Below are 19941 nucleotides of genomic sequence, written 5' to 3' on the forward strand. Positions count from 1 at the left end.
TCTGCGTGACGGGGCCGTCCTCGGCGAGAGTGACGCGGTCGCCCGCCGCGGCCGCCGCCTCGTCCCCGGCGAGGGCGGCGCGCAGCCGCTCCTTCTCGGCGGACCGGCGCTCGGCGGCCGACCCGAGCTGCTCGGCCATCTCGTTGCGCCACTTCGCCAGCAGGAAGTACGAGAAGGCAGCCGACGCGACGAGCGCGATCATCGCCTTGACCAGGAAGTTCAGCGGCACGGGCAGCAGCAGCGCGAACACCACGACGAACAGTCCGAAGCGGCCCAGCGTGTACTTGAGGGCGGGATTCATCACCAGACTCCTGTCAGCCGACCCGATGACTGAGCCATCGGAGGCCGTAGAACCAGACCAGGCAGTAGACCACGGTCAGCCCGAGCGCCCCCACCGTGCCGCTGACCAGCGCGGGGAACGCCGGCGCCACGAGCCCGGCCAGGGTCATGCCGACGGCGATCCCGAAGCCGGCCGCCAGCGCCGCCACGATGATCCGATAGGCGCCGTAGCCCGCCGCGCGAAACTCCTCGGTGAACAGCCACACCGGCAGCACGATGGCGATCCAGCCGCTCGCATCCCCGAACTCCGAGGCGCGGATCAGAGCCATCACGCCCTCGAAGATCAGCAGGATGACGAGCCCGGACGCCAGCCCGGCCAGCGCCACCCCGAGCAGATCCTGGACAGTCGCCAGCCGCCCGTCCGCATCCCGGCGCGGGCGTCGCACACTCTCGGTCTCCGCCATGACAACCACAGGGTACGCCGTGCCGAGCCCGCCCTTTCAGCCCACACCCGCCGACCAGCCCGAACCCGCCCCGCCGCACTCCCCGAGTCCCGCCGCCGCTGCCCTGCCGCCGCCGCCCGACCCTGCCGCACTCCCGAAGTCCCGCCGCCGCTGCCCGCCGCCGCCGCCCGACCCTGCCACCGCTGCCCGAGCCGAGCCCGCCGCCCCTGCCACTGCTCGACCCTGCTGCCCTTGCCGCCGCCCCACCCTGCCGCCGCTGCCCGGGCCGGCTGGGCGCGCAAGGGCGAAGTCTCGACGGGCTGGAGGGGTCAGGCCCAGACGCGCTGGGGCTCGCTGCGGCGCTCCGCGAGGGAGATCGGCTTGTCGAACTCCCGGACGACCTCGTAGCGGGTGTTGCGCTCGACCGGCTGGAAGCCCGCGTCGGTGATCAGCTCGAGGAGGTCGTCGCGGTGCATGGTGTGCGGGGTGCCGTAGGAGTCGGCGTCGTGAGTGATCTTGTACTCGACGACCGAGCCGTCGAGGTCGTCGGCGCCGAAGTTGAGGGAGAGCTGCGCCACGGACAGGCCGTGCATGACCCAGAAGCACTTGAGGTGCGGGACGTTGTCGAACATCAGCCGGGACACCGCGAACGTCTTCAGCGACTCGGCCGGTGCCGCCATCGTGGTGCGCTCCTGGAGGCGGTTGCGGATCTTGCCGTCGGCCGAGTCGACGAAGTCGTGCTGGTAGCGCAGCGGGATGAACACGGCGAAGCCGCCCGTCTCGTCCTGCAGCTCCCGCAGGCGCATGACGTGGTCGACGCGGTGCCGCGGCTCCTCGATGTGGCCGTAGAGCATGGTGGCCGGGGTCTTCATGCCCTTCTCGTGGGCCAGCCGGTGGATCCTCGACCAGTCCTCCCAGTGGGTGTCGTGGTCGACGATGTGCTGCCGGACCTCCCAGTCGAAGATCTCCGCGCCCCCGCCGGTCAGCGACTCCAGGCCGGCGTCCATCAGCTCGTCGAGGATCTCGCTCGCCGGCAGGCCGCTGATCTTCTCGAACCACTTCACCTCGGTCGCCGTGAAGCACTTGAGCTTGACGCCGGGCAGCGCCGCCTTCAGCTCGCGCAGCACCTTGGGGTAGTAGCGCCAGGGCAGGGAGGGGTGCAGGCCGTTGACGATGTGCAGCTCGGTGAGCTGCTCGTCCTCCATCTCCTTGGCCTTCGCCACCGCCTCCTCGATGCGCATCGTGTAGGCGTCCTTCTCCCCCGGCTTGCGCTGGAAGGAGCAGTAGGCACAGCTCGCGGAGCAGACGTTGGTGAGGTTGAGGTGCCGGTTGACGTTGAACATCACCCGGTCGCCGTTGAGCTCGGTGCGCTTGTGGTGGGCCAGCCGGCCGAGCCATGCCAGGTCGTCGGACTCGTAGAGGGCGATGCCGTCCTCGCGCGTCAGCCGCTCACCCGCATAGACCTTGGCCTCCAGCTCACGCTTCAGTCCGGCGTCCACCCGAGCCCCCTCTCCCTGCATCGCTTCGGTGGATCGAGCGTACGTCCTGACGCGGCGTGAGGTTCCAGCCGTGCCGCCTCGGGTGCGGCGTAGGTCACTCGGCGCTCCGCCCCAGGTCACGTAACCGGCTCACGATTCTCAGGGTCCTTTCATCTTCCATCAATCGACAGCGGTGCAGGTGTTGCGGTAAGACCATTAGGGAGCCGGGAACGCCCGGCGCCACAGGTCTCGGACGGGAGCTCATGCCGATGAAGAGGCAGCACCGGTTCACCTCGGCGCTGCGGGGACGCCCCTGGTGGCGTCCGGTCGTGCTGTCGGCTACCGCGGCTGCGGCCATCGCCGCCCTCTTCAACCCGATGCCGGCCCTCGCCGATCCGGTGTCGCCCGGCGGCGTCCCCGTCGCCGTGCCCGACACCGGCTCCCGGCCGGTTCTGCCGGGCGCCGTCACGCTGCCCGGGCAGCAGGGCGCGACCGGCGGCAGCTCGGCCGCCACGACGATCAGCCCCGTCACCTCCACCCTGCCGACCGACCCGGTGCTCCGGAAGGTCGAGGCGGGCCGGGCCGAGCTGGCCACGCTCGGCGAGCAGCTGGCGAAGCTGCAGGAGGACATCGCTCTCACCCAGGCGCAGATCGCCACCACCGACCAGAAGGCGATCGACGCCCGCGCGGCCGTGACGCAGGCTCATACCGAGGTCAAGGAGGCGGCGAAGACATCGGTGCGCGACGCCGCCGCGCTCCCGCCCGGCACGCTCGGGTCGGGCCTGCAGGACCTCGACTCCCTGGCGCGCCTCCAGCGCGGCGACTCGGCCACGCAGGAGGCGGCGAGCCGTCAGCTCAGCATCGCCCAGGCCGCCCTCGCCGCGGCCCTCGCCGACCAGCAGGCGCTCAGCGCCAAGCTGACGCAGCTCACCCAGTCGCAGACGACCCAGCAGAAGGCCGTCGACACCAAGACGGCCGCCCAGCAGAAGCTCGAGCAGGACAACGCCGCCGTCATCAACGCGGCCGACACCGCGGAGGCGGCCCAGGACGCCGCGATCGGCCAGGGCATCCTCGCGGGCGAGACCGCCGGGCGGGGCGCCGACCCCCGGGCGCTGGCGGCGCTGCAGATCGCTCTCGCCCAGCGCGGCGACCCCTACGTCTGGTCGGAGGAGGGCCCGAACGAGTTCGACTGCTCCGGGCTCATGTACTACGCCTACCGGTCGGCGCAGGCGGGCAGCTTCCCGCTGGTCCGGGTGTCACGCGACCAGTACTACCAGACCCGCGCCAAGACGGTGGACCGCTACTCGCTGCTCCCCGGCGACCTGCTCTTCTTCAGCTCGACGAGCAGCTGGACGGGCATCCACCACGTCGCGATGTACGCCGGCGAGGGCATGATGGTCGAGGCGCCGCGCACCGGTCTCGACGTCCGGCTCACGCCCGTGCGCTGGACCCGCCTGTTCGCCGCGACCCGCATCTACGGCTCGGTCGAGGGCGTCGTCGAGGGCCCCAACCTGGGCGCGCCCGACCCGGAGACGCCGAGCAACCACACGCCGGCGACCCGGCCGACGACCCCCACCACCCCGGTCACGCCGAAGCCGACGACGTCGCCGACCAAGCCGGGCACGCCGACGAAGCCGAGCACCCCCACCAAGCCCACCAAGCCGAGCACGCCCACCAAGCCCAGCACGCCGACGAAGCCGAGCACCCCGTCGACCGATCCGAGCACGACGACGCCGACGAAGCCGAGCGAGGACCCGTCCCCGACCACGCCGAGCGAGGACCCGTCGCCGACCGCCGATCCGACGACATCGGCGACCACGGCGGCACCGACGCCGGAGGAGACCACCAAGGCTCCGACGGAGAGCGCCCCGACGTCGGAGGCGACGAAGACCCCGTCGGAGTCGGCAGCGAGCTCGGCCTCCGCGGAGGCGTCCGCCTCGGCCCAGGCGTCGGCCGAGGCCAAACAATCCAGCTAGATCCTTTCTCGCTGGTCACGGCCGTTCGCGGGGGTAACACGCGCCTCGCGGACGGCCCACGCCGGATGCGCTCACGAGCACTGATATGGCACGGTGGTTACCAGCGCCCGGCAACCGGCTTGCCCGGCGTCCGGTAGTTGGCGCCGGCGCACCGCGTGGCGGCGATCGGGAGGACCCATGGACGAGCAGCAGGCGGGATCGGGCAGCGACGGCACGAAGCCGGCGGCTGCGCGATCTTCGGCGAGCAGCTCCCCGCCCCGGAGCGAGCCCCGGGCCGACCAGCCGCGCAGCGACCAGCCGGAGGGCGACCAGGGCTACCGCCCGCCGCCGCCCCCGGGCCCGGGCGCCCTCTGGCCCCCGGCCGCCCCGGCCTCCGCAACCACCCCGAGCCCGACCCCCACCTCCGGCCCGGCCCCGGCCCCCGGCGGCACGGCACCGACCTCTGGAGCGGCGTCAACCTCCGGAGCGGCGTCGACTCCCAGCGCGGCCCCGACGTCCGGCGCGGTGTACGGCTCGAAGCCCAGCTCGGCCCCGGTGTCCGGCTCGGTCTACGGCGGCTCGTCGAAGCCCGCCGCCGCCCCCGTTTCCGGTGGCCTCTATGGCAGCTCGGCAAAGCCCGCCGCCGCCCCGGTCTCCGGCAGCCTCTACGGCACGCGACCGGCCGCGGCGCCCGTCTCCGGCTCAGCCGCCGTGCCGCTCAACACGGCACCCAAGTCAGCACCGCCCGCCTCGGCACCATCCGCCTCCCCGGCGCCCGCCTCGGCACCGCCCGTCTCCACGACGCCCGCTTCCGCACCGCCCGTCTCCACGACGCCCGCCTCCGCACCACCCGTCTCCGCGACGTCCAACTCCTCCGTGACGCCCGCCTCGGCACCGCCTGTGTCCGCGGCTCCTGTCTCGTCCGCCGCTGCTTCGGGTGGTGGGGGTGACGACCGCACGGCCTTCTTCCCGAACTCGTCGGCCGGCGCGGCATCGAGCGCGTCGGGGCCGGACGAGGACAAGACGATCGTGCGCACGCCGGCCGAGCCGGACCTGCCCGAGCCGTCGACCCCCGAGCCGCGTCCCGCCAAGCCCGAGCCGCAGCGCCCGCAGCCGCCCAGCCCGGCGGACCCGACCGAGCCGCTCAAGCCGGAGCCCACGCCCGCCCCGGCGCCGCCCGGCCCCGGCCCGTCGCCCACCCCGCCCGGCCCCGGGCCCTCGCCCGTGCCGCCGGGTCCCGGGCCCTCGCCCGTACCTCCCGGCCCTGGGCCTTCGCCCGTTCCGCCAGGTCCCGGGCCTTCGCCCGTACCTCCCGGTCCCGGGCCTTCGCCCGTGCCGCCGGGGCCCCACCCCTCGCCGGTGCCGCCGACGCCGCCGGCCCCGTTCCCCGCGCCACCCGCGATCGCCGGTGCGACCGGGCTGCCGAGCTATACAGTTCCGCCGACTTCCGCTGCCGACCGAAGGATGCCGGTGCCCACCCCGCCCGCAGACGCCACCATGCCCATCAACACCGCCTTCGCCGCCGGGACGCAGTTCCCGGCCACGCCGCAGGCCGATCAGACCATGCCGATCTCGACGGCGATGCCGGGCTCCGACCGGACCATGCCGTTCCGCAACGACGAGCCCGAGTCCGACCGCACCATGCCCATCAGCACGGCCGCCGCGCAGGCCGCCGCCGCGGGGGCGTCGTTCGGGGTCGGCGCATCGGGTGGATCACGGCAGCCGTTCGGGCAGCCGCCCGCCCCGGCCGGGGGGCCCGGAATGTACGGGTCGGGTTCCGGACACACGTCCGTGCCCCAGCAGCGGGAGCAGGCCGGCATGTACGGCGGCCTGGCCGACTACGCGCCCGCGGACATGACGATGCCCATCAGCATGAATGCGGCCGAGAACTCGGGCTCGCTGACCGGGCACATCCTGGCCCAGGGCTGGCGGGACGTCCCCGAGAACCAGCGGCGCAGCAACGTCAAGGTCGTCGTGGCGATGCTGGCGGTGCTGGGCTTCCTGGTCGGCGTCAGCCTGCTCTTCGTCTTCACCGTGGGCGACGCGTTCAGCGACATGATCGGTGGCGTTTTCTCGGGCTGAGTTGTCGGAGCGACCCGCGGACCCTAAGCTGGCGAGGTTGCGCCGAGGGTGAGTCTGCCCACTACCGGCGCGGAATGCGGGCCGGGTCGCCGACGTTGACCCGTACACTGATGACAGTAATTGACCTGGCGTGCTCTTCAGGAGCACGCCACGGGCGTTCTTGCGGGGATTTCAGCAGCGGGCTTCAAGGTTTCCGCGGCGGATACGCGAGCATGCGCCCCCGTAGAGAGGTTCTCTTGACCACTTTTGCTGACCCCAGCACGTTCCCGTCCGTCTTCGAATCCCCCTCCGCGGCGTCTGCCGCCGAGACGGTGAACACCGCTGCCGAGACCACCGAGCCGGCGCAGGTCCCCGCGACCGCCGCCGCTGTCGAGGCCGCCCCCGCCGCCGAGACCACCGCCGCCGCGGCGGCCACCGCGCCCACCGAGGCGCCGATCGACACCACCGCGCAGGCCGACGCCGCAACGCCGGCCGCCGGCGAGACCACGACCGCCGCCGAGCCGCAGGCCACGGCCGACGCCGGCGCGCCGACCGCCACGGCCACCGCCGAGGCGCAGACCACCACGGCCGCCGCTGAGGCGCAGGTCACCGCGGCCGACGCTGAGGCGCAGGTCACCACGGCCGACGCCGAGGCCGGCGACGACACGCAGGTCGCCGAGGCCGGTGCCGAGGCCGAGCCGGTCGCGCTGCCGAGCTTCTCCGAGCTGGGACTGCCGGTCGAGCTCGTGCGCGTGCTCAACCGCGAGGGCATCACCACCCCGTTCGAGATCCAGGCCGCGACCCTGCCGGACGCGCTGGCCGGCCGGGACGTGCTCGGCCGCGGGCAGACCGGCTCGGGCAAGACGCTCGCGTTCGGCCTGCCGGTGCTCGCCCGGGTCGCCCAGGGTGGCCGGGCCCGCCCGCACCACCCCAAGGCGCTGATCCTGGTCCCCACCCGTGAGCTGGCCATGCAGGTGGCCGACTCGCTGATGCCGCTGGGCCGTTCCGTGGGCGTGTTCCTCAAGACCGCCGTCGGCGGCGTGCCCTACGACCGGCAGATGGACGCGCTGCGCCGCGGCGTCGAGGTCATGGTCGCCACCCCGGGCCGCCTCGGCGACCTGATCGAGCGGGGCGCGTGCAAGCTCGACGACGTCGAGGTCACCGTCCTGGACGAGGCCGACCAGATGGCCGACATGGGCTTCCTGCCCGAGGTCACCGAGCTGCTGGCCAAGACGCCGGCCCGGGCGCAGCGCCTGCTGTTCTCGGCGACGCTCGACGGCGACGTCGACACGCTGGTCAAGCGGTTCATGAACGACCCGGTGACGCACTCGACGGCCCCGGCCGAGGCGAGCGTGTCCACCATGGACCACCACCTGCTGCTGATCCCGCCGCACGACAAGTTCCCGATCACGTCGTGGATCGCCAACCGCGAGGGCAAGACGATCGTCTTCGCCCGGACGCAGATGGGCGTGGACCGGCTGGTCGACCAGCTCGCGGCGGTCGGCGTCCGCGCCGGCGCGCTGCACGGCGGCAAGACCCAGCGGGTACGCACCCGCACGCTGGCCGAGTTCAAGGAAGGCCGCACGAACGTGCTGGTCGCGACCGACGTGGCGGCCCGCGGCATCCACGTCGACGGGATCTCGCTGGTCGTGCACGTGGACCCGCCGAAGGACCCCAAGGACTACCTGCACCGCGCCGGCCGCACCGCCCGCGCGGGCGAGTCGGGCGCCGTGGTGACGCTGGTGCTGCCCAAGCAGCGCCGCAGCACCCAGTCCATGATGCAGAAGGCCGGCGTCTTCCCCGGCGAGGTGCGCGTGCGCCTCGGCGACGAGAAGCTGGCCGAGATCACCGGCGCCCGCGAGCCCAGCGGCATCCCGGTGAAGGAGGAGCCGGAGCCCCGCCGCGAGCGTGGCGACCGTCCCCGCCGGTTCGGCGACCGCCCCCGTGGCGGCTACGGCGACCGTGACCGCGGTGGCTACGGCGACCGGCCGCGCGGCGACCGCGGCGGCTACGGCGACCGGCCGCGTGGCGGATTCGGCGACCGCGAGCGTGGCAGCAGCTTCGGCGACCGTCCGCGCAGCGACCGCCCGTTCGGCGACCGTCGTCCGGCCGGCGACCGCGGCGGCTACAGCGACCGCGCCGCGTCGGGCGAGCGGGGCGGCTACAGCGACCGGGGCGGCGACCGCGGCGGCTACAGCGACCGAGGCGGCGACCGCGGCGGTTACAGCGGCGGCTCCGACCGGGCCGGCTCCGGCGACCGCGGTGGCTACGGCGACCGGGGCGGCTACAGCGGCGGCTCCGGCGACCGTTCGTCGCGTAACTTCGGCGACCGCACGGGCGGCTTCCGCCGGGAGAGCGGCCGCAACGACCGCCGCGACCAGGGCGGCAACCGCTACTCCAGCGGCCGCCCCGCCCACACGCACTGAACCAGCACGTAACTGAGGAAAGGCTCCCGGGATGATCCGGGAGCCTTTTTTCGTGCAGCGGCCCCCGTACGGGGTAGGAACAACAGCATGCCCACCTCGCTCTTCTGGGAACGCCGCGACACCACCGGCGCCGAGCACGTCCTGGCCGACACGCGCGCCGGCCTCCACGCCAAGGGCACGATGCTGGCCGTGGACCCGATCGAGTACACGGCGACGTACGAGCTGCGCACCGGCCCGGACTGGGTCACGACCAGCATGGACGTGTCCGTCGCGGGCGCGGGCTGGACCCGTACTCTCCGGTTGGAAGCCGACGGCGGGCAGTGGCGAGCGACCACCCAGGAGACCGGCGACCTGGACGAAGCGCTGGCAGCGAGCGGCCATGCCCGCGTCGGACTGCCCGGCACGGAGGATCCCGACCTGCTCATCGGGGCGTGCGACGTGGACCTGACGGGCTCTCCGCTGACGAACACGCTGCCGATCCGGCGGCTGGGCCTGCTGGGTGAGGAGGCCGGCGTCGCGCATCGGGTCAGCGTCGCCTGGGTGCGCCTGCCGAGCCTGGAGGTCATCCAGGCCGACCAGATCTACACCGCGCTGGGCGACGGCAGGGTCCGCTTCGCGAGCGAGACCTTCAGCGCCGACCTGACGGTGGACGACGAGGGATTTGTCCGAGACTATCCGGGACTCGCTAAGCGTTGTCCCTGATCCACGACACGCACGTCCTGTCGACCGTGGCGAAGGGCCGACCGAAGGCCTCCCGCGCGGCGGGGTCGAGGTCCTTCTCCTCGCGCAGGTACAGCCGGACGAAGGTGAAGAGCGCCCGCTGCCCGTACTTCTCGGCAAGGCACGCGGCGGCGAAGTGGCCCAGCCCGTAGAAGCTGTCCCCCTCCTCCTGCCGCGCGTCGGTCGCCATGGCCTTCGTGGCGATGCTGGTGGGCGGGTGGTCGCCGGTGACCAGCTCGTGCACCGAGCTGCGGCGCCAGCTGGCGGTGGCGGGCTCCGGGTACCAGCCGATGTACTCGGCGATGCCCTCCTTGAGCCACATGTCGCCCGACCCCCAGTCGCGGCGGTGCAGCGTGCCGATCGTCACCACGTGACCGAGCTCGTGCTGGACCGTGGTCTCCAGCAGGCGCCGGTCCTTCACCAGCGCGTCCATGTTGAGGACGACGTCCATGCCGGCCTCGCCCAGCGGGACGGCGTAGCCGACCACCCACTTGTCGTCGATGCCGCCGTACCAGCTCTTCCACTGCTTCGCGCCGGCGAGATAGACGCGGTAGCGGTGCTGCGGGTTGCCGACCAGCTTGGCGAACTTGTCGTTGACCAGCGCGGCGGCGTCGGCGATCGGCAGGACGGAGGCGAAGTGCTTCTTCTGGGCGGGGAGCGCGGCGAGGGTCACCCGCTTGCCCTGGGCGAAGACGAGCCCGCCGTTGTCCCACGGCGTCGGCTGGAAGTCGTCCTCGTTGCGCTCGGTGCTCGACGCGGCGATCACCCAGCGGCCGGTGACCGGCTTGAGCGCGACCCGGTGCTCCAGCACGGGCGCGGTCGAGGCGGTGCAGGTGTTGCCGGTCAAGCAGTAGTGGATCCGGGCGCGGGCATTGATCACGTCGGCGGAGGCGTCGGACACGATGAGGTCGTAGTCGAACCGGCTGACGCCCAGCGACCGCAGCGACTTGAACATTGCCTGGTAGCGGGGCCGCAGCGCGGTGTCGACCGCCGCCAGCCAGCCGGCGGAGTCGCCGCTCAGCAATGCCGCGGACTGCTGCTTCAGCGACGCCCGGGCGGCCTCGAGCGGCGTCGGCGGGCGGGCGACCGCGGGCCGGACGGCTTCCGCCAGCATGTCCCGGCCCGCGACGAAGGTGAGCCCGGCAAGGAGCGCCAGCACGCCCAGGATCAGCGGGGCCCGGCGACGCCGGCGCTTCGGGGGATCGGGCAGGTCCGAGAGGGAGAAGTCGCCACGCTGCCGGGGGATGAGCGACGGGGCGATGCCGACCGGCTCACCGTCATCCGCCACGGGCACTCCTCGAACGTGAATCGCTTTAGGGCCACGATCCTCCCACGGAACGGCCGCTCAGGAACCCCCGCTCCACTCTCCGGTGGACAAGAAAAGGTCCACGGCGCCCAGGAAGGGGTCGAGTGCCAGCCCCTGGGCGGACACCCAGGCGTCGGAGTAGTACGTGTCCGCGTACCGCTCGCCGCCGTCGCAGATCAGCGTGACAACCGAGCCGCCGCGCCCCTCGCGCAGCATCTCCGCGATCAGCCCGAAGGCGCCCCACAGGTTGGTGCCCGTCGACCCGCCCACGCGCCGGCCCAGCACCGCCGAGCCCGCCCGCATCGCGGCGATCGACGCGGCGTCCGGCACGTGGATCATGCGATCGACGACGGCCGGCTGGAACGACGGCTCGACCGTGGGCCGCCCGATGCCCTCGATGCGCGAGCCGCGGCCGGTCGACAAGGTCCAATCCTGCTTCTCGTACGCCGGGAAGAACGCCGACCCCTCGGGATCCACCACCGCCAGTCGCGTGGCGAACCGCCGGTACCGCGTGTACCGCCCGATCGTCGCGCTCGTGCCGCCCGTGCCCGCGCCCACCACGATCCACGCCGGCTCGGGGAACCGTTCGAGCCGCAGTTGCGCGTACACGGACTCGGCGATGTTGTTGTTGCCCCGCCAGTCGGTGGCCCGTTCGGCGTACGTGAACTGGTCCATGAAGTGTCCGCCCAGGTCGCCCGCGAGCCGCTGCGCCGTGGCGACCACCGCCGTCGGGTCGGCGACCAGGTGACATTTGCCGCCCTGGAACTCGATGAGCGAGATCTTCTCCGGTGACGTGGCCGCCGGCATGACCGCGATGAAGTCCAGCCCGAGCATCCGCGCGAAGTAGGCCTCGCTCACGGCCGTGGACCCCGACGAGGCCTCGACGACCGTGGTGCCGGGGCCGATCCAGCCGTTGCAGAGGGCGTACAGGAAAAGGGAGCGGGCCAGCCGGTGCTTGAGCGAGCCGGTGGGGTGCGACGACTCGTCCTTGAGATAGAGGTCGATGCCCCAGCGCGCGGGCAGCGGGAAGGGCAGCAGGTGCGTGTCGGCGGAGCGGTTGGCGTCGGCCTCGACGAGCCGGATCGCCTCGGCCGCCCATTCGCGGCTCACGCCGGCACCCGGCCGGGCTGGGGACGGTTCTCCCACTTGGTGGAGAGGGCGATGGCCGTACGCGTGGACGCCACCCCCGGCGTCCGATTGACCCGCACGATCAGCTGCTCCAGCTCGGCGATCGTCCCCACCCGCACGGTCAGCTGGTACGACTCGACGCCCGCCATGAAGTAGCACGACTCGATCTCGGGCATGACCCGGAGCGCGGCGAGCACGTCGTCGGTGTCCGCCCCGGAGTCCTCGACGATGCTGATCAGCGCGGTGATGCCCAGGCCGATGGCGTCGGGCTCGACCTCCGCCCGGTACGCCCGGATCGTCCCGGCGGTCTCCAGCTTCCCCACCCGCTCGTGCACGGCCGGGGCGGAAAGGCCCACCTGCCGGGCCAGCTCCGCATAGGAGGAGCGGGCGTTGTCCCGGAGCAGGTCAATCAGGCGCAGATCGATGGCGTCCATGTCAGCAAAGGTTAGTGTGGGCCCGGCAGGTGTTCACGCCCGGTAGCGGGCGGCGACCGCCCAGCCGCGCAAGAATAACGGCCATCAGAGCAATCGGGGCTTTTTCCGCATTTCAGCGACTTGGTGTTTTGCCCGATGCTCTAATGGCTGTACGTCCCGATCGAGCACGCCGACACGCACCGTGACCACCGGCGCTCCCACAACGAACGCGAGGAGAGGGCCGTGGACACTGGAGATCGACTGCTGACGCCCGGGGAGGTTGCCGCTCTTTTCCGGGTCGACCCCAAGACCGTGACGCGCTGGGCCGCCGCCGGACGCATCGGCAGCATCCGGACTCCGGGTGGCCACCGTCGCTTCCGCGAGTCGGAGGTGCGGGCGCTGCTCGAGGGCGAGGGCGCCGCGGTCGTCGAGGAGATGCGCGAGGACGACGCGCAGAACAGGCCCCGCAACCAGGGGCCGTCGAACCCGGGCGGCGGTTACGGCCCGCCCAACGGGCTGCGCTGATTGAGCTCGCCGCGCCACCGCTGGAACAGGTCGTGCGGCACGCCGAGCGCATCGAGCACCTTGCCGGCCACGAAGTCCACGAGCTGCTGCGCCGTGGCGTCCGCGCCCGCGCCGTAGAAGCCCGGCGACGCGGGGAGCACCACGGCGCCGGCGTCGAGCAGGGCGATCTGGTGCTCCAGGTGGCTGCGGGTCACCGGGGTCTCGCGGGGCACGACGACCGTACGCCGGCGCTCCTTGAGGTTGACCTCGGCCGCACGCTGCAGCAGGTCCTTGCTGAGCCCGATCGCGATGCCCGCGCACGCGGCTGTGCTGGCGGGCACCACGGCCATGCCCTTCGCCGGATAGGAGCCGCTGCTCGGCCCCGCGGCGAGATCACCGGCGGGCCAGTACGCGAGATCCGCCTGGCTCACGTCCCGCGCGAGCCAGGCGGCCAGATCGTCCTTCCAGTGAGCGTCCCGCACGGTCGCGCCCGTCTCGTCGAGCAGGGTGAGCCGGGCGGCCTTGGAGATCACCAGGTCCACGGCCTCGCCGGCGTCCAGGAGCGCTCCGATCACGGCCTTGGCGTAGGGCGTGCCGGAGGCTCCTGAGACGCCGACGATCCATGGGATGCGCATGCGTCAAGCATGCACCTTTACTTGATCGCGGCGGTGGCGTCGAACCAGGCTTTACCCGAGGCGAAGGTCACCTTGCCGAGCACCTTCTTCAGCTCGGCGTCGGGCAGGAAGCCGCCGCCGTTGAGTTCGAGGGTGACCTTGCCGCCCGGCGCCTGCACGTAGCAGAGGCCCGCCGAGGCGCAGTACGGCTCGTCGCCCGCGGCCGGGTGCTTGTTGTACCAGTTCGGCACGACCTGCAGGGTCAGCACCGGGAGCTGCTTGTCGCCCACGAGGTAGGGCTCGTGCACGGTGTCGGTGAGGCCGCTGTAGGGGAAGTCGCCCTTGAGCAGGCTGGCGTAGGAGCCGCCCTCGAGCGGGATGGCCATGCCGTCCCACGTGGTGCCCGCCGCGTTGAGCGCGAAGCCCGCGGGCACGTAGCCGAGCTTGAAGCCGATCTGCACCGGCTTCTCCTCGGCGGCGGTCAGGCCCTCGGCGACCTCGGCCAGGTCGCTGGCGGCCAGCTTCTGCCCGCCCTGGAACTTGATGACGGCCCAGGAGTCGTCCGCGTACTCCCAGGAGTAGAAGCCGTCCTCGCCGGCCTTCCCCTTCTTGGGGTCGCCCGCCACACCCGCGGCGTAGAAGGCCTCGCCGACCTGCTTGCCCTTCTTGACCGCCGACGGGTCGAAGGTGCCGGGGCGGTAGACGACGAGCGCGGCGACCTGGTTGCCGATGTCGCGCTGGGTGCCGTCCTCGTCCTCGAAGACCTGGCCGCGGCCGGGCCCGGTGATCGAGGCGATCTCGTAGGCGGAGGTGACCTGGGTCGCCGCCGAGACGTTCAGGTCGCCGACCCGGTAGGGCTTGATGTTGGCGGTGAAGTCGCCCGCGGGATAGGTGAACGGCTTCTTCTCCGCCGCGGGGGCGGCCACCTGGGTGGCGGGGGCGTCGTCCGCCTCGCCGCCGGGCAGCAGCTGCGGGACCGCGACCGCTCCGGCCACGGCGAGGACCGCGGCGGCCGTGCCGGTGCCGGCCCACATGGCCCGGGTCTTGCGCTGGCGCTTGCGGCCGGCGGCGACGAAGTCGTCGACGGAGTAACGGGGACTGGGCGCGTCCGACTTCGCGTCGCGCAACATGTCAGACAGCTCGGGCTTCACGACGGCTCTCCTTGGTGATGAAGACCTCGGTGCCGAGGATCTGGCGCAGCGCGTCCAGCCCCCGCGAGGTGTAGCTCTTGACCGTTCCCTCGGGGCAGCCCAGCGTCTCGGCGGTCTCCCGGACGCTCAGGCCCTCCAGGTAGCGCAGCGTCAGCACAGCCCGCAGCCGCTTGGGCAGCTGCTGCAGCGCCTGGCGCACCTTCAGCCGGTCGTCGACGTGGCCGGTGCTGTCGTAGGGCAGCGGCCGGTCCGGCATCGCGTCGCTCTGTGCCCGCTCCCGCCGCCACCAGGGGCGGCGGGTCTCGTCGATGGCCGCGCGGACCACCGCGGTGCGGGCATAAGCGGCGTGGTTGTCGATCCGCCGCCACTTCACGTACAGCTTCGCGAGGGCGGTCATCACCGCGTCCTCGGCCGCCTGCCAGTCGCCGCACGTGAGGTACGCCAGGCCGCGCAGCGAATCCATCTGCGCGGTGACGAAGTCTCGGAACTCCGTGTCTCTGTCGCTCACGGGGATTAGACGGGTCCGGCGGCCGGGGAGGTTACATCACGATCAGATCAAGGAGCGTGAACACGAAGAGGGCGATGCCCACGAAGCCGTTCGCGGTGAAGAAGGCCCGGTTGACCTTGGACAGGTCGGTCGGGGTGACGACGACGTGTTGGTAGACGAACGACGCCGCGGTGAGCGCCAGGCCGGCCCAGTAGAACCAGCTCAGGTCGACCAGGAAGCCGAACCAGACGAACAGCGCGAACGTGACGACGTGGGTCACGGTCGAGATGTGCAGCGCCGTGCGGACGCCGAAGCGGGCCGGGGTGGAGTGCACCCCGATCTGCCGGTCGATCTCCACGTCCTGGCAGGCGTAGATGATGTCGAAGCCGCCGATCCACAGGCCGACCGCGACGCCGAGCACCCAGGCCGGGCCCGAGCCGTCGAACGTGCCGGTGATCGCCAGCCAGGCGCCGACCGGAGCCACCGCCTGCGCGAGCGCCAGCACGTAGTGCGGGAAGTTCGTGAACCGCTTCGCGTACGGATAGACGATGAGCGGGATCACGGCCAGCGGCGACAGCGCCAGGCAGAGCCAGTTGAGCAGGGCGGCGGCGAGAAAGAACACCACGAGCGAGACGGCCGCGCCGGTCCAGGCCGTGCGCACGCTCACCGCGCCCGTGACGAGCTCGCGATTCCTCGTACGCGGGTTCTGCGCGTCGATCTTGCGGTCGAGGATGCGGTTCGCCGCCATGGCGAACGTGCGCCCCGCGACCATCGCGACCGTGATCAGCAGCAGATCGACCCAGTGCACGCCGGTGCCGAGCCGGTCCATGGCGACCAGCGCCGACAGATAGGCGAACGGCAGCGCGAAGACCGAGTGCTCGATCGCGACCAGCCGCAGGAAGGCCTTGACCTTGCCCGGCTTCTCGGGTGCCGCCGGCGCGAGCGCTGTCATATGCCGTATTCCTTCCACCGCTTGTCCACCAGGGCGCTCACCTCGGGCGCCATGGTCATCGCCTCGGGCCAGCCCCTCGTGTACCCCTCGGTAGGCAGCTTACGGGTGGCGTCGATCCCCGCCTTGCCGCCCCAGAACTGCTGGTAGGACGCGTGATCCAGGTGGTCAACCGGGCCCTGGGTGACGACCAGGTCGCGGTCGTAGTCGACGTTGCCGAAGGCCCGGAAGGCGACCTCGTGATAGTCGTGGACGTCGCAGTCCTCGTCGACGACCACGATCAGTTTGGAGAGCGACATGAGGTGGGCGCCCCAGATCGCGTTCATGATCTTCTGGGCGTGCTTCGGGTAGCGCTTGCGGATCGAGACGATCACGCAGTTGTGGAAGACGCCGGCCGCCGGCATGTCGTAGTCGACGATGTCCGGGATCAGCATCTTGAGCAGCGGCAGGAAGATGCGCTCGGTGGCCTTGCCCAGGCCGTGGTCCTCCTGCGGCGGCTGCGACGTGACGATCGAGTGGTAGATCGGCTGCTTGCGCATCGTCATGGTCTCGATGTGCAGCACCGGGAACGGCTCGACCGGCGTGTAAAAGCCGGTGTGGTCGCCGAAGGGCCCCTCCGGCAGCCGCTCCCCCGGCTCCAGATAGCCCTCGAGGACGATCTGCGCCTCGGCCGGCACCTGCAGCGGCACGGTCAGGCAGTCGACCATCTCGACCCGCTCGCCGCGCAGATAGCCCGCGAACAGGTATTCGTCGATGTCGCCGGGCAGCGGCGCGCTCGCCGCATAGCTCACGACCGGGTCGCAGCCGATCGCGATGGCCACCGGCAGCCGCTGCCCGAGCCGCTCGGCCACCGCGTGGTGGGCGGTGGAGTCCTTGTGGATCTGCCAGTGCATGCCCAGCGTGTTCCTCGAGTGCTGCTGCAGCCGGTAGAGCCCCAGGTTGCGCTTGCCGGTCTCGGGGTGCTTGGTGTGCGTCAGCCCGAAGTTGTGGAAGATGCCGCCGTCGCCGGGCCACACCTGCAGGCCCGGCAGCTTGCCCAGGTCGACCTCGTCGCCCTTGAGCACGACCTCCTGGCACGGGGCGCTCTTCACCTTCTTGGGCGGGAGCGACTTGAGCTGCAGCACCTTGCCGAGGCCCTCGCGGATGCCGGACCAGCCGACCGGCAGCTCCGGCTTGATCATCGCGCCGATCCGGTCGCCCACCTCGTCGAGCCGGTCCACGCCCAGCGCCATCGCCATGCGCTTCTCGGTGCCGAAGAGATTGACGACGATCGGCATGTCGCCGCGGGTCGGATTCTCGAAGAGCAGCGCCGGACCGCCGGCCCGGACCGTGCGGGTCACGATCTCGCTGATCTCCAGCGTGGGATCGACCGGGACGCGCACGCGGCGCAACTCGCCGGCGGCCTCCAGGGCCGCGATGAAGCTCTGCAGATCGGGGTGGGGGAAGCCGCTGGCCATGCCCCCAGTCTTTCACCCGTCACCCGTGGATCACGGCTTCCGTTGCACCAAAGAAGTGTGATGAGGGAGGCTTCTTGAGGTTCCGGCTGTTCGCCCTCGCGGGCCTGGTCGCCGCGCTGGGGGCCGCCGTGCCGGCCCAGTCACGGCCGAAGGAGCTGCCGGCCTGCGGCAAGGGCCACGCCTCGACGAAGGCACCCACCAGCCGGCCCAGCATGAAGGCGGCGAAGGCCTGCCGGGCCACCGGCCGCGTCCTGGAGTCCGGCATGCGGCTCGACCAGGTGCGCACCCACTACACCCCGAGCGGCTACCACCACCTGGGCGCGGGCACAGCCGGCGAGTGGGGCGGCGTCTCCGGCCGCATCGAGGTCGTCGACGGCGCGGTCCGCCCCAACACCTACGACTTCGTCGCCGGCCGCTTCATGGTCAAGCGCGACCTGGGCGGCGGCAGCATCTCGTGGCTGGAGGCCGGGTGGGCCGAGACCGGCTGGGCCGGGCAGGGCCGCCAGCACATCTACACGTTCAACACCAACACCAAGACCTGGCAGTTCTACGAACAGTACCAGCTGCGCGCCGGCGACCGGGTCTGGCTCGACCTGCACACCGACGCGGACAACGTCTGGCAGGCGTGGCTGTGGTGGAACAACCGCTGGAACCTGCTGACCGCGCAGCGCCTCCCGGTCGGCCAGAGCGCCTACGTCGAGCAGTACGTCGAGGTCCACGTCGACCCGTCGCGCCCCGCGCACGTCCTGGTCCCGACCGTCACGGTCGACAACGTGCAGCTGCGGGCGGCGGGCGGCGGGCCCTACCGCTTCTGGCGCCAGGACGTGGGCACGCTCACCGCGGACGCGTCGAAGCAGCGCAGCGGCGGCTTCTGCCTCAACTGGCGCACTCTCTACGACACGTGGGACGCGGGCGACTGCCCGAACTACTGAGGCAGATGTCGCAGCTGGGTGGGGCGTACAGACCGTCGCTCACGCCGAGGGTCCCTGCGGTCTCCGCTGGCCGCTGGCGCGTCCAGACCGCGAAGCCCTCCGGGACTACGTCCGTGCGGGGAGACCGCTACTCCTCCTCGGGCCCCACCTTGTTACCGCCCGCGGCGTTGAAGACCTCGTTGCTGCTCCCGTGCGCCGGAGTGTCCCCTGTCGGCGCCTCGTCCGTCGTGAACGTGCCCGTCTCCTCGTACCCCGTCACATCCTGATCGGTGCTGCTGCCCGCATCGGGGTGGTGGCCGCCGCTCTCATTCGCGTCCGTGCTCATACGCCTGGCCTACCCACCCAGCCGCCGGCCATGCCGCCGACGTCTCCGGGGTGGCCAACGGCAACATGAGTCGATCTAGGATCCGCGCATGAGAATGCGCGGTATCGTCGCCGCAATCACCACGACCGCCCTCGCGGTCGGCATCCCCCAGGCGGCCCACGCCGCCGACTCTGACACCCAGGCCCCCGTCGTGAGCCTGCTGGGCCTGCCGGACACCTATCTGCGGGCAGACGTCATCGCGACCACGGTCGTGTCCGACGACATCGGCGTGACCAGGACCGAGCTTCTGGCCGACGGCGTGCTCGTCGGAGCCGCCGTCGGCCAGGGCACGACGTGGCAGTGGTGGGACACCAAAACCGTTCCGGACGGCCCGGTCACCCTGACCGTGCGCGCCTATGACGCGGTCGGCAACGTCGGCGAGCGCTCCGGCGGATACGTCGTCGACAACACCAAACCCACGGCCACCTTCGCTGTCGCCGAGCACAACGGCAACGTCCACGGCAATGTGCCGGTCACCGTCACCGGCGCCCACGACCCCACCAACGTCTACTCCATCGACATCGGCCGCCAGTCCTCCTACTACCCGGCCAAGGCCGGCCCCTGGGTAGTGCGGGTGGACACCGGCAAGAGCATCGACATGGCGGACCTCTTCCTGCGGGTCAACGTGCGCGACAGGGCCGGCAACGAGGTTCAGTACTACCGCGAGCTGAGGGTCGACCAGTCGGCGCCGTACGTGAACGTGTCGAAGGCGCCGGCCGCGTATGCCCGTGGCCCGGTCTCGTTCGACGTGCAGACCTTCGACTGGAGTGACGCCACCATCGAGCTGCTGGCCAACGGCAAGAGCGTCGCCGTCCGCAAGACCGCCGCGGGCAAGGACGCGACCATGCGGCTGGCGTGGAACCCGGCCGGCAAGAACGGCAAGTACACGTTCACTGTGCGGGCCAAGGACTGGTTCGGCCAGACGCGGCAGATCGCGCGGACGGTCACCCTCGACACCAAGGCTCCCTCGCTGTCGATCACCAAGGCACCCGGAAACAAGGCCAAGGTGAAGGGCAAGGTCACCATCAAGGCCAAGGCCGCCGACACGTACGGGGTCAGCCGCGTGGAGCTGCTGGTCAACGGCAAGGTGGTCGCGCGCGACTACCAGTCCGGCTACGCGTTCACGCTCAACACGGCGAAGCAGAAGAAGACCTTCAAGGTCCGGCTGCGCGCCTATGACAGAGCGGGCAACGTGAAGTACACGCCCGTCCGCACCTGGCACCGCTGAGAAACCACAAGGGCGCCCCTTCCCAGGAAGAGGCGCCCTTGGCAGT

General features: G+C 71.7%; 20 protein-coding genes. 7 read left to right on the top strand and 13 right to left on the bottom strand.

Annotation, left to right across the window (positions count from 1 at the left end; translation table 11 throughout):
- From RBH18_RS22270 to mqnE, 3 genes are all read right to left on the bottom strand, one after another.
- Positions 1 to 301 (bottom strand): DUF4229 domain-containing protein (locus RBH18_RS22270; protein ID WP_306210831.1); only part of this gene is annotated, 301 nt, incomplete at its 3' end.
- A 13-nt stretch (positions 302 to 314) separates the two neighbouring features.
- On the bottom strand, positions 315 to 743 hold the full coding sequence (locus RBH18_RS22275; RefSeq protein ID WP_306210832.1) for a hypothetical protein: 429 nt from the start codon (positions 741 to 743) through the stop codon (positions 315 to 317).
- A 308-nt stretch (positions 744 to 1051) separates the two neighbouring features.
- On the bottom strand, positions 1052 to 2221 hold the full coding sequence (gene mqnE, locus RBH18_RS22280; protein ID WP_306210834.1) for an aminofutalosine synthase MqnE: 1170 nt from the start codon (positions 2219 to 2221) through the stop codon (positions 1052 to 1054).
- 248 nt (positions 2222 to 2469) lie between these two features.
- Here mqnE and RBH18_RS22285 point away from each other — a divergent pair, with 248 nt between their 5' ends.
- Entirely contained in the window at positions 2470 to 4176 is a 1707-nt protein-coding gene (locus RBH18_RS22285; RefSeq protein ID WP_306210836.1) for an NlpC/P60 family protein, read from the top strand.
- Positions 4177 to 4820: 644 nt separating this feature from the next.
- On the opposite strand, the gene RBH18_RS22290 is transcribed toward RBH18_RS22285, so the two are convergent.
- Positions 4821 to 5192: a hypothetical protein gene (locus RBH18_RS22290; protein ID WP_306210837.1), complete on the bottom strand. Its 372-nt coding sequence runs from the start codon at positions 5190 to 5192 to the stop codon at positions 4821 to 4823.
- A 460-nt stretch (positions 5193 to 5652) separates the two neighbouring features.
- Here RBH18_RS22290 and RBH18_RS22295 point away from each other — a divergent pair, with 460 nt between their 5' ends.
- The 3 genes from RBH18_RS22295 (at position 5653) to RBH18_RS22305 (ending at position 9344) form a co-directional block, all read left to right on the top strand.
- Positions 5653 to 6237, top strand: a complete 585-nt coding sequence (locus RBH18_RS22295; RefSeq protein WP_306210839.1) for a hypothetical protein — start codon at positions 5653 to 5655, stop codon at positions 6235 to 6237.
- 686 nt (positions 6238 to 6923) lie between these two features.
- A complete protein-coding gene (locus tag RBH18_RS22300) occupies positions 6924 to 8642 on the top strand; it encodes a DEAD/DEAH box helicase (protein ID WP_306210904.1) in 1719 nt (572 codons plus the stop codon).
- An 87-nt stretch (positions 8643 to 8729) separates the two neighbouring features.
- A complete protein-coding gene (locus RBH18_RS22305) occupies positions 8730 to 9344 on the top strand; it encodes a putative glycolipid-binding domain-containing protein (protein ID WP_306210841.1) in 615 nt (204 codons plus the stop codon).
- Here the strand turns inward: RBH18_RS22305 and RBH18_RS22310 are convergent.
- From RBH18_RS22310 to RBH18_RS22320, 3 genes are read right to left on the bottom strand one after another with little or no spacing between them, the layout of a single operon-like run.
- Positions 9328 to 10650 (bottom strand): gluzincin family metallopeptidase, encoded by a 1323-nt coding sequence (locus RBH18_RS22310; RefSeq protein WP_306210843.1) that lies wholly within the window; start codon positions 10648 to 10650, stop codon positions 9328 to 9330. The genes RBH18_RS22305 and RBH18_RS22310 overlap by 17 nt on opposite strands.
- Positions 10651 to 10707: 57 nt before the next feature.
- The gene (gene cds1, locus RBH18_RS22315) at positions 10708 to 11778 is read right to left on the bottom strand and encodes an L-cysteine desulfhydrase Cds1 (protein ID WP_306210844.1); all 1071 of its coding nucleotides are present in this window, start codon (positions 11776 to 11778) and stop codon (positions 10708 to 10710) included.
- Positions 11775 to 12230: an Lrp/AsnC family transcriptional regulator gene (locus tag RBH18_RS22320; protein ID WP_306210846.1), complete on the bottom strand. Its 456-nt coding sequence runs from the start codon at positions 12228 to 12230 to the stop codon at positions 11775 to 11777. The genes cds1 and RBH18_RS22320 overlap by 4 nt, the downstream gene beginning before the upstream one ends.
- A gap of 222 nt (positions 12231 to 12452) precedes the next feature.
- Between RBH18_RS22320 and RBH18_RS22325 the strand changes: the two genes are divergently transcribed.
- Positions 12453 to 12734: a BldC family transcriptional regulator gene (locus RBH18_RS22325; RefSeq protein WP_305787776.1), complete on the top strand. Its 282-nt coding sequence runs from the start codon at positions 12453 to 12455 to the stop codon at positions 12732 to 12734.
- On the opposite strand, the gene RBH18_RS22330 is transcribed toward RBH18_RS22325, so the two are convergent.
- Genes RBH18_RS22330 through RBH18_RS22350 form a run of 5 tightly spaced genes read right to left on the bottom strand, consistent with a single transcriptional unit; the run spans position 12707 to position 17371 of the window.
- Complete coding sequence (locus RBH18_RS22330; RefSeq protein WP_306210849.1) at positions 12707 to 13348, bottom strand: UbiX family flavin prenyltransferase; 642 nt, start codon at positions 13346 to 13348, stop codon at positions 12707 to 12709. The genes RBH18_RS22325 and RBH18_RS22330 overlap by 28 nt on opposite strands.
- A 17-nt stretch (positions 13349 to 13365) precedes the next feature.
- On the bottom strand, positions 13366 to 14478 hold the full coding sequence (locus RBH18_RS22335; RefSeq protein ID WP_306210851.1) for a hypothetical protein: 1113 nt from the start codon (positions 14476 to 14478) through the stop codon (positions 13366 to 13368).
- Positions 14459 to 14986, bottom strand: coding sequence for a SigE family RNA polymerase sigma factor (locus RBH18_RS22340; protein WP_306210853.1), 528 nt, complete (start codon positions 14984 to 14986; stop codon positions 14459 to 14461). The genes RBH18_RS22335 and RBH18_RS22340 overlap by 20 nt, the downstream gene beginning before the upstream one ends.
- Positions 14987 to 15017: 31 nt before the next feature.
- A complete protein-coding gene (gene mqnP, locus RBH18_RS22345) occupies positions 15018 to 15917 on the bottom strand; it encodes a menaquinone biosynthesis prenyltransferase MqnP (protein WP_306210855.1) in 900 nt (299 codons plus the stop codon).
- A complete protein-coding gene (locus tag RBH18_RS22350; protein WP_306210857.1) occupies positions 15914 to 17371 on the bottom strand; it encodes a menaquinone biosynthesis decarboxylase in 1458 nt (485 codons plus the stop codon). The genes mqnP and RBH18_RS22350 overlap by 4 nt, the downstream gene beginning before the upstream one ends.
- 74 nt (positions 17372 to 17445) lie before the next feature.
- Between RBH18_RS22350 and RBH18_RS22355 the strand changes: the two genes are divergently transcribed.
- A complete protein-coding gene (locus RBH18_RS22355) occupies positions 17446 to 18303 on the top strand; it encodes a hypothetical protein (protein ID WP_306210859.1) in 858 nt (285 codons plus the stop codon).
- Between the two features lie 127 nt (positions 18304 to 18430).
- Here the strand turns inward: RBH18_RS22355 and RBH18_RS22360 are convergent, their stop codons facing one another.
- Entirely contained in the window at positions 18431 to 18628 is a 198-nt protein-coding gene (locus RBH18_RS22360) for a hypothetical protein (protein WP_306210861.1), read from the bottom strand.
- Between the two features lie 88 nt (positions 18629 to 18716).
- Here RBH18_RS22360 and RBH18_RS22365 point away from each other — a divergent pair, with 88 nt between their 5' ends.
- On the top strand, positions 18717 to 19895 hold the full coding sequence (locus RBH18_RS22365; RefSeq protein ID WP_306210862.1) for an Ig-like domain-containing protein: 1179 nt from the start codon (positions 18717 to 18719) through the stop codon (positions 19893 to 19895).
- Positions 19896 to 19941 lie beyond the last annotated feature (46 nt).

The sequence above is a fragment of the Actinoplanes oryzae genome, assembly GCF_030757795.1.
Classification (GTDB): Bacteria; Actinomycetota; Actinomycetes; order Mycobacteriales; family Micromonosporaceae; genus Actinoplanes.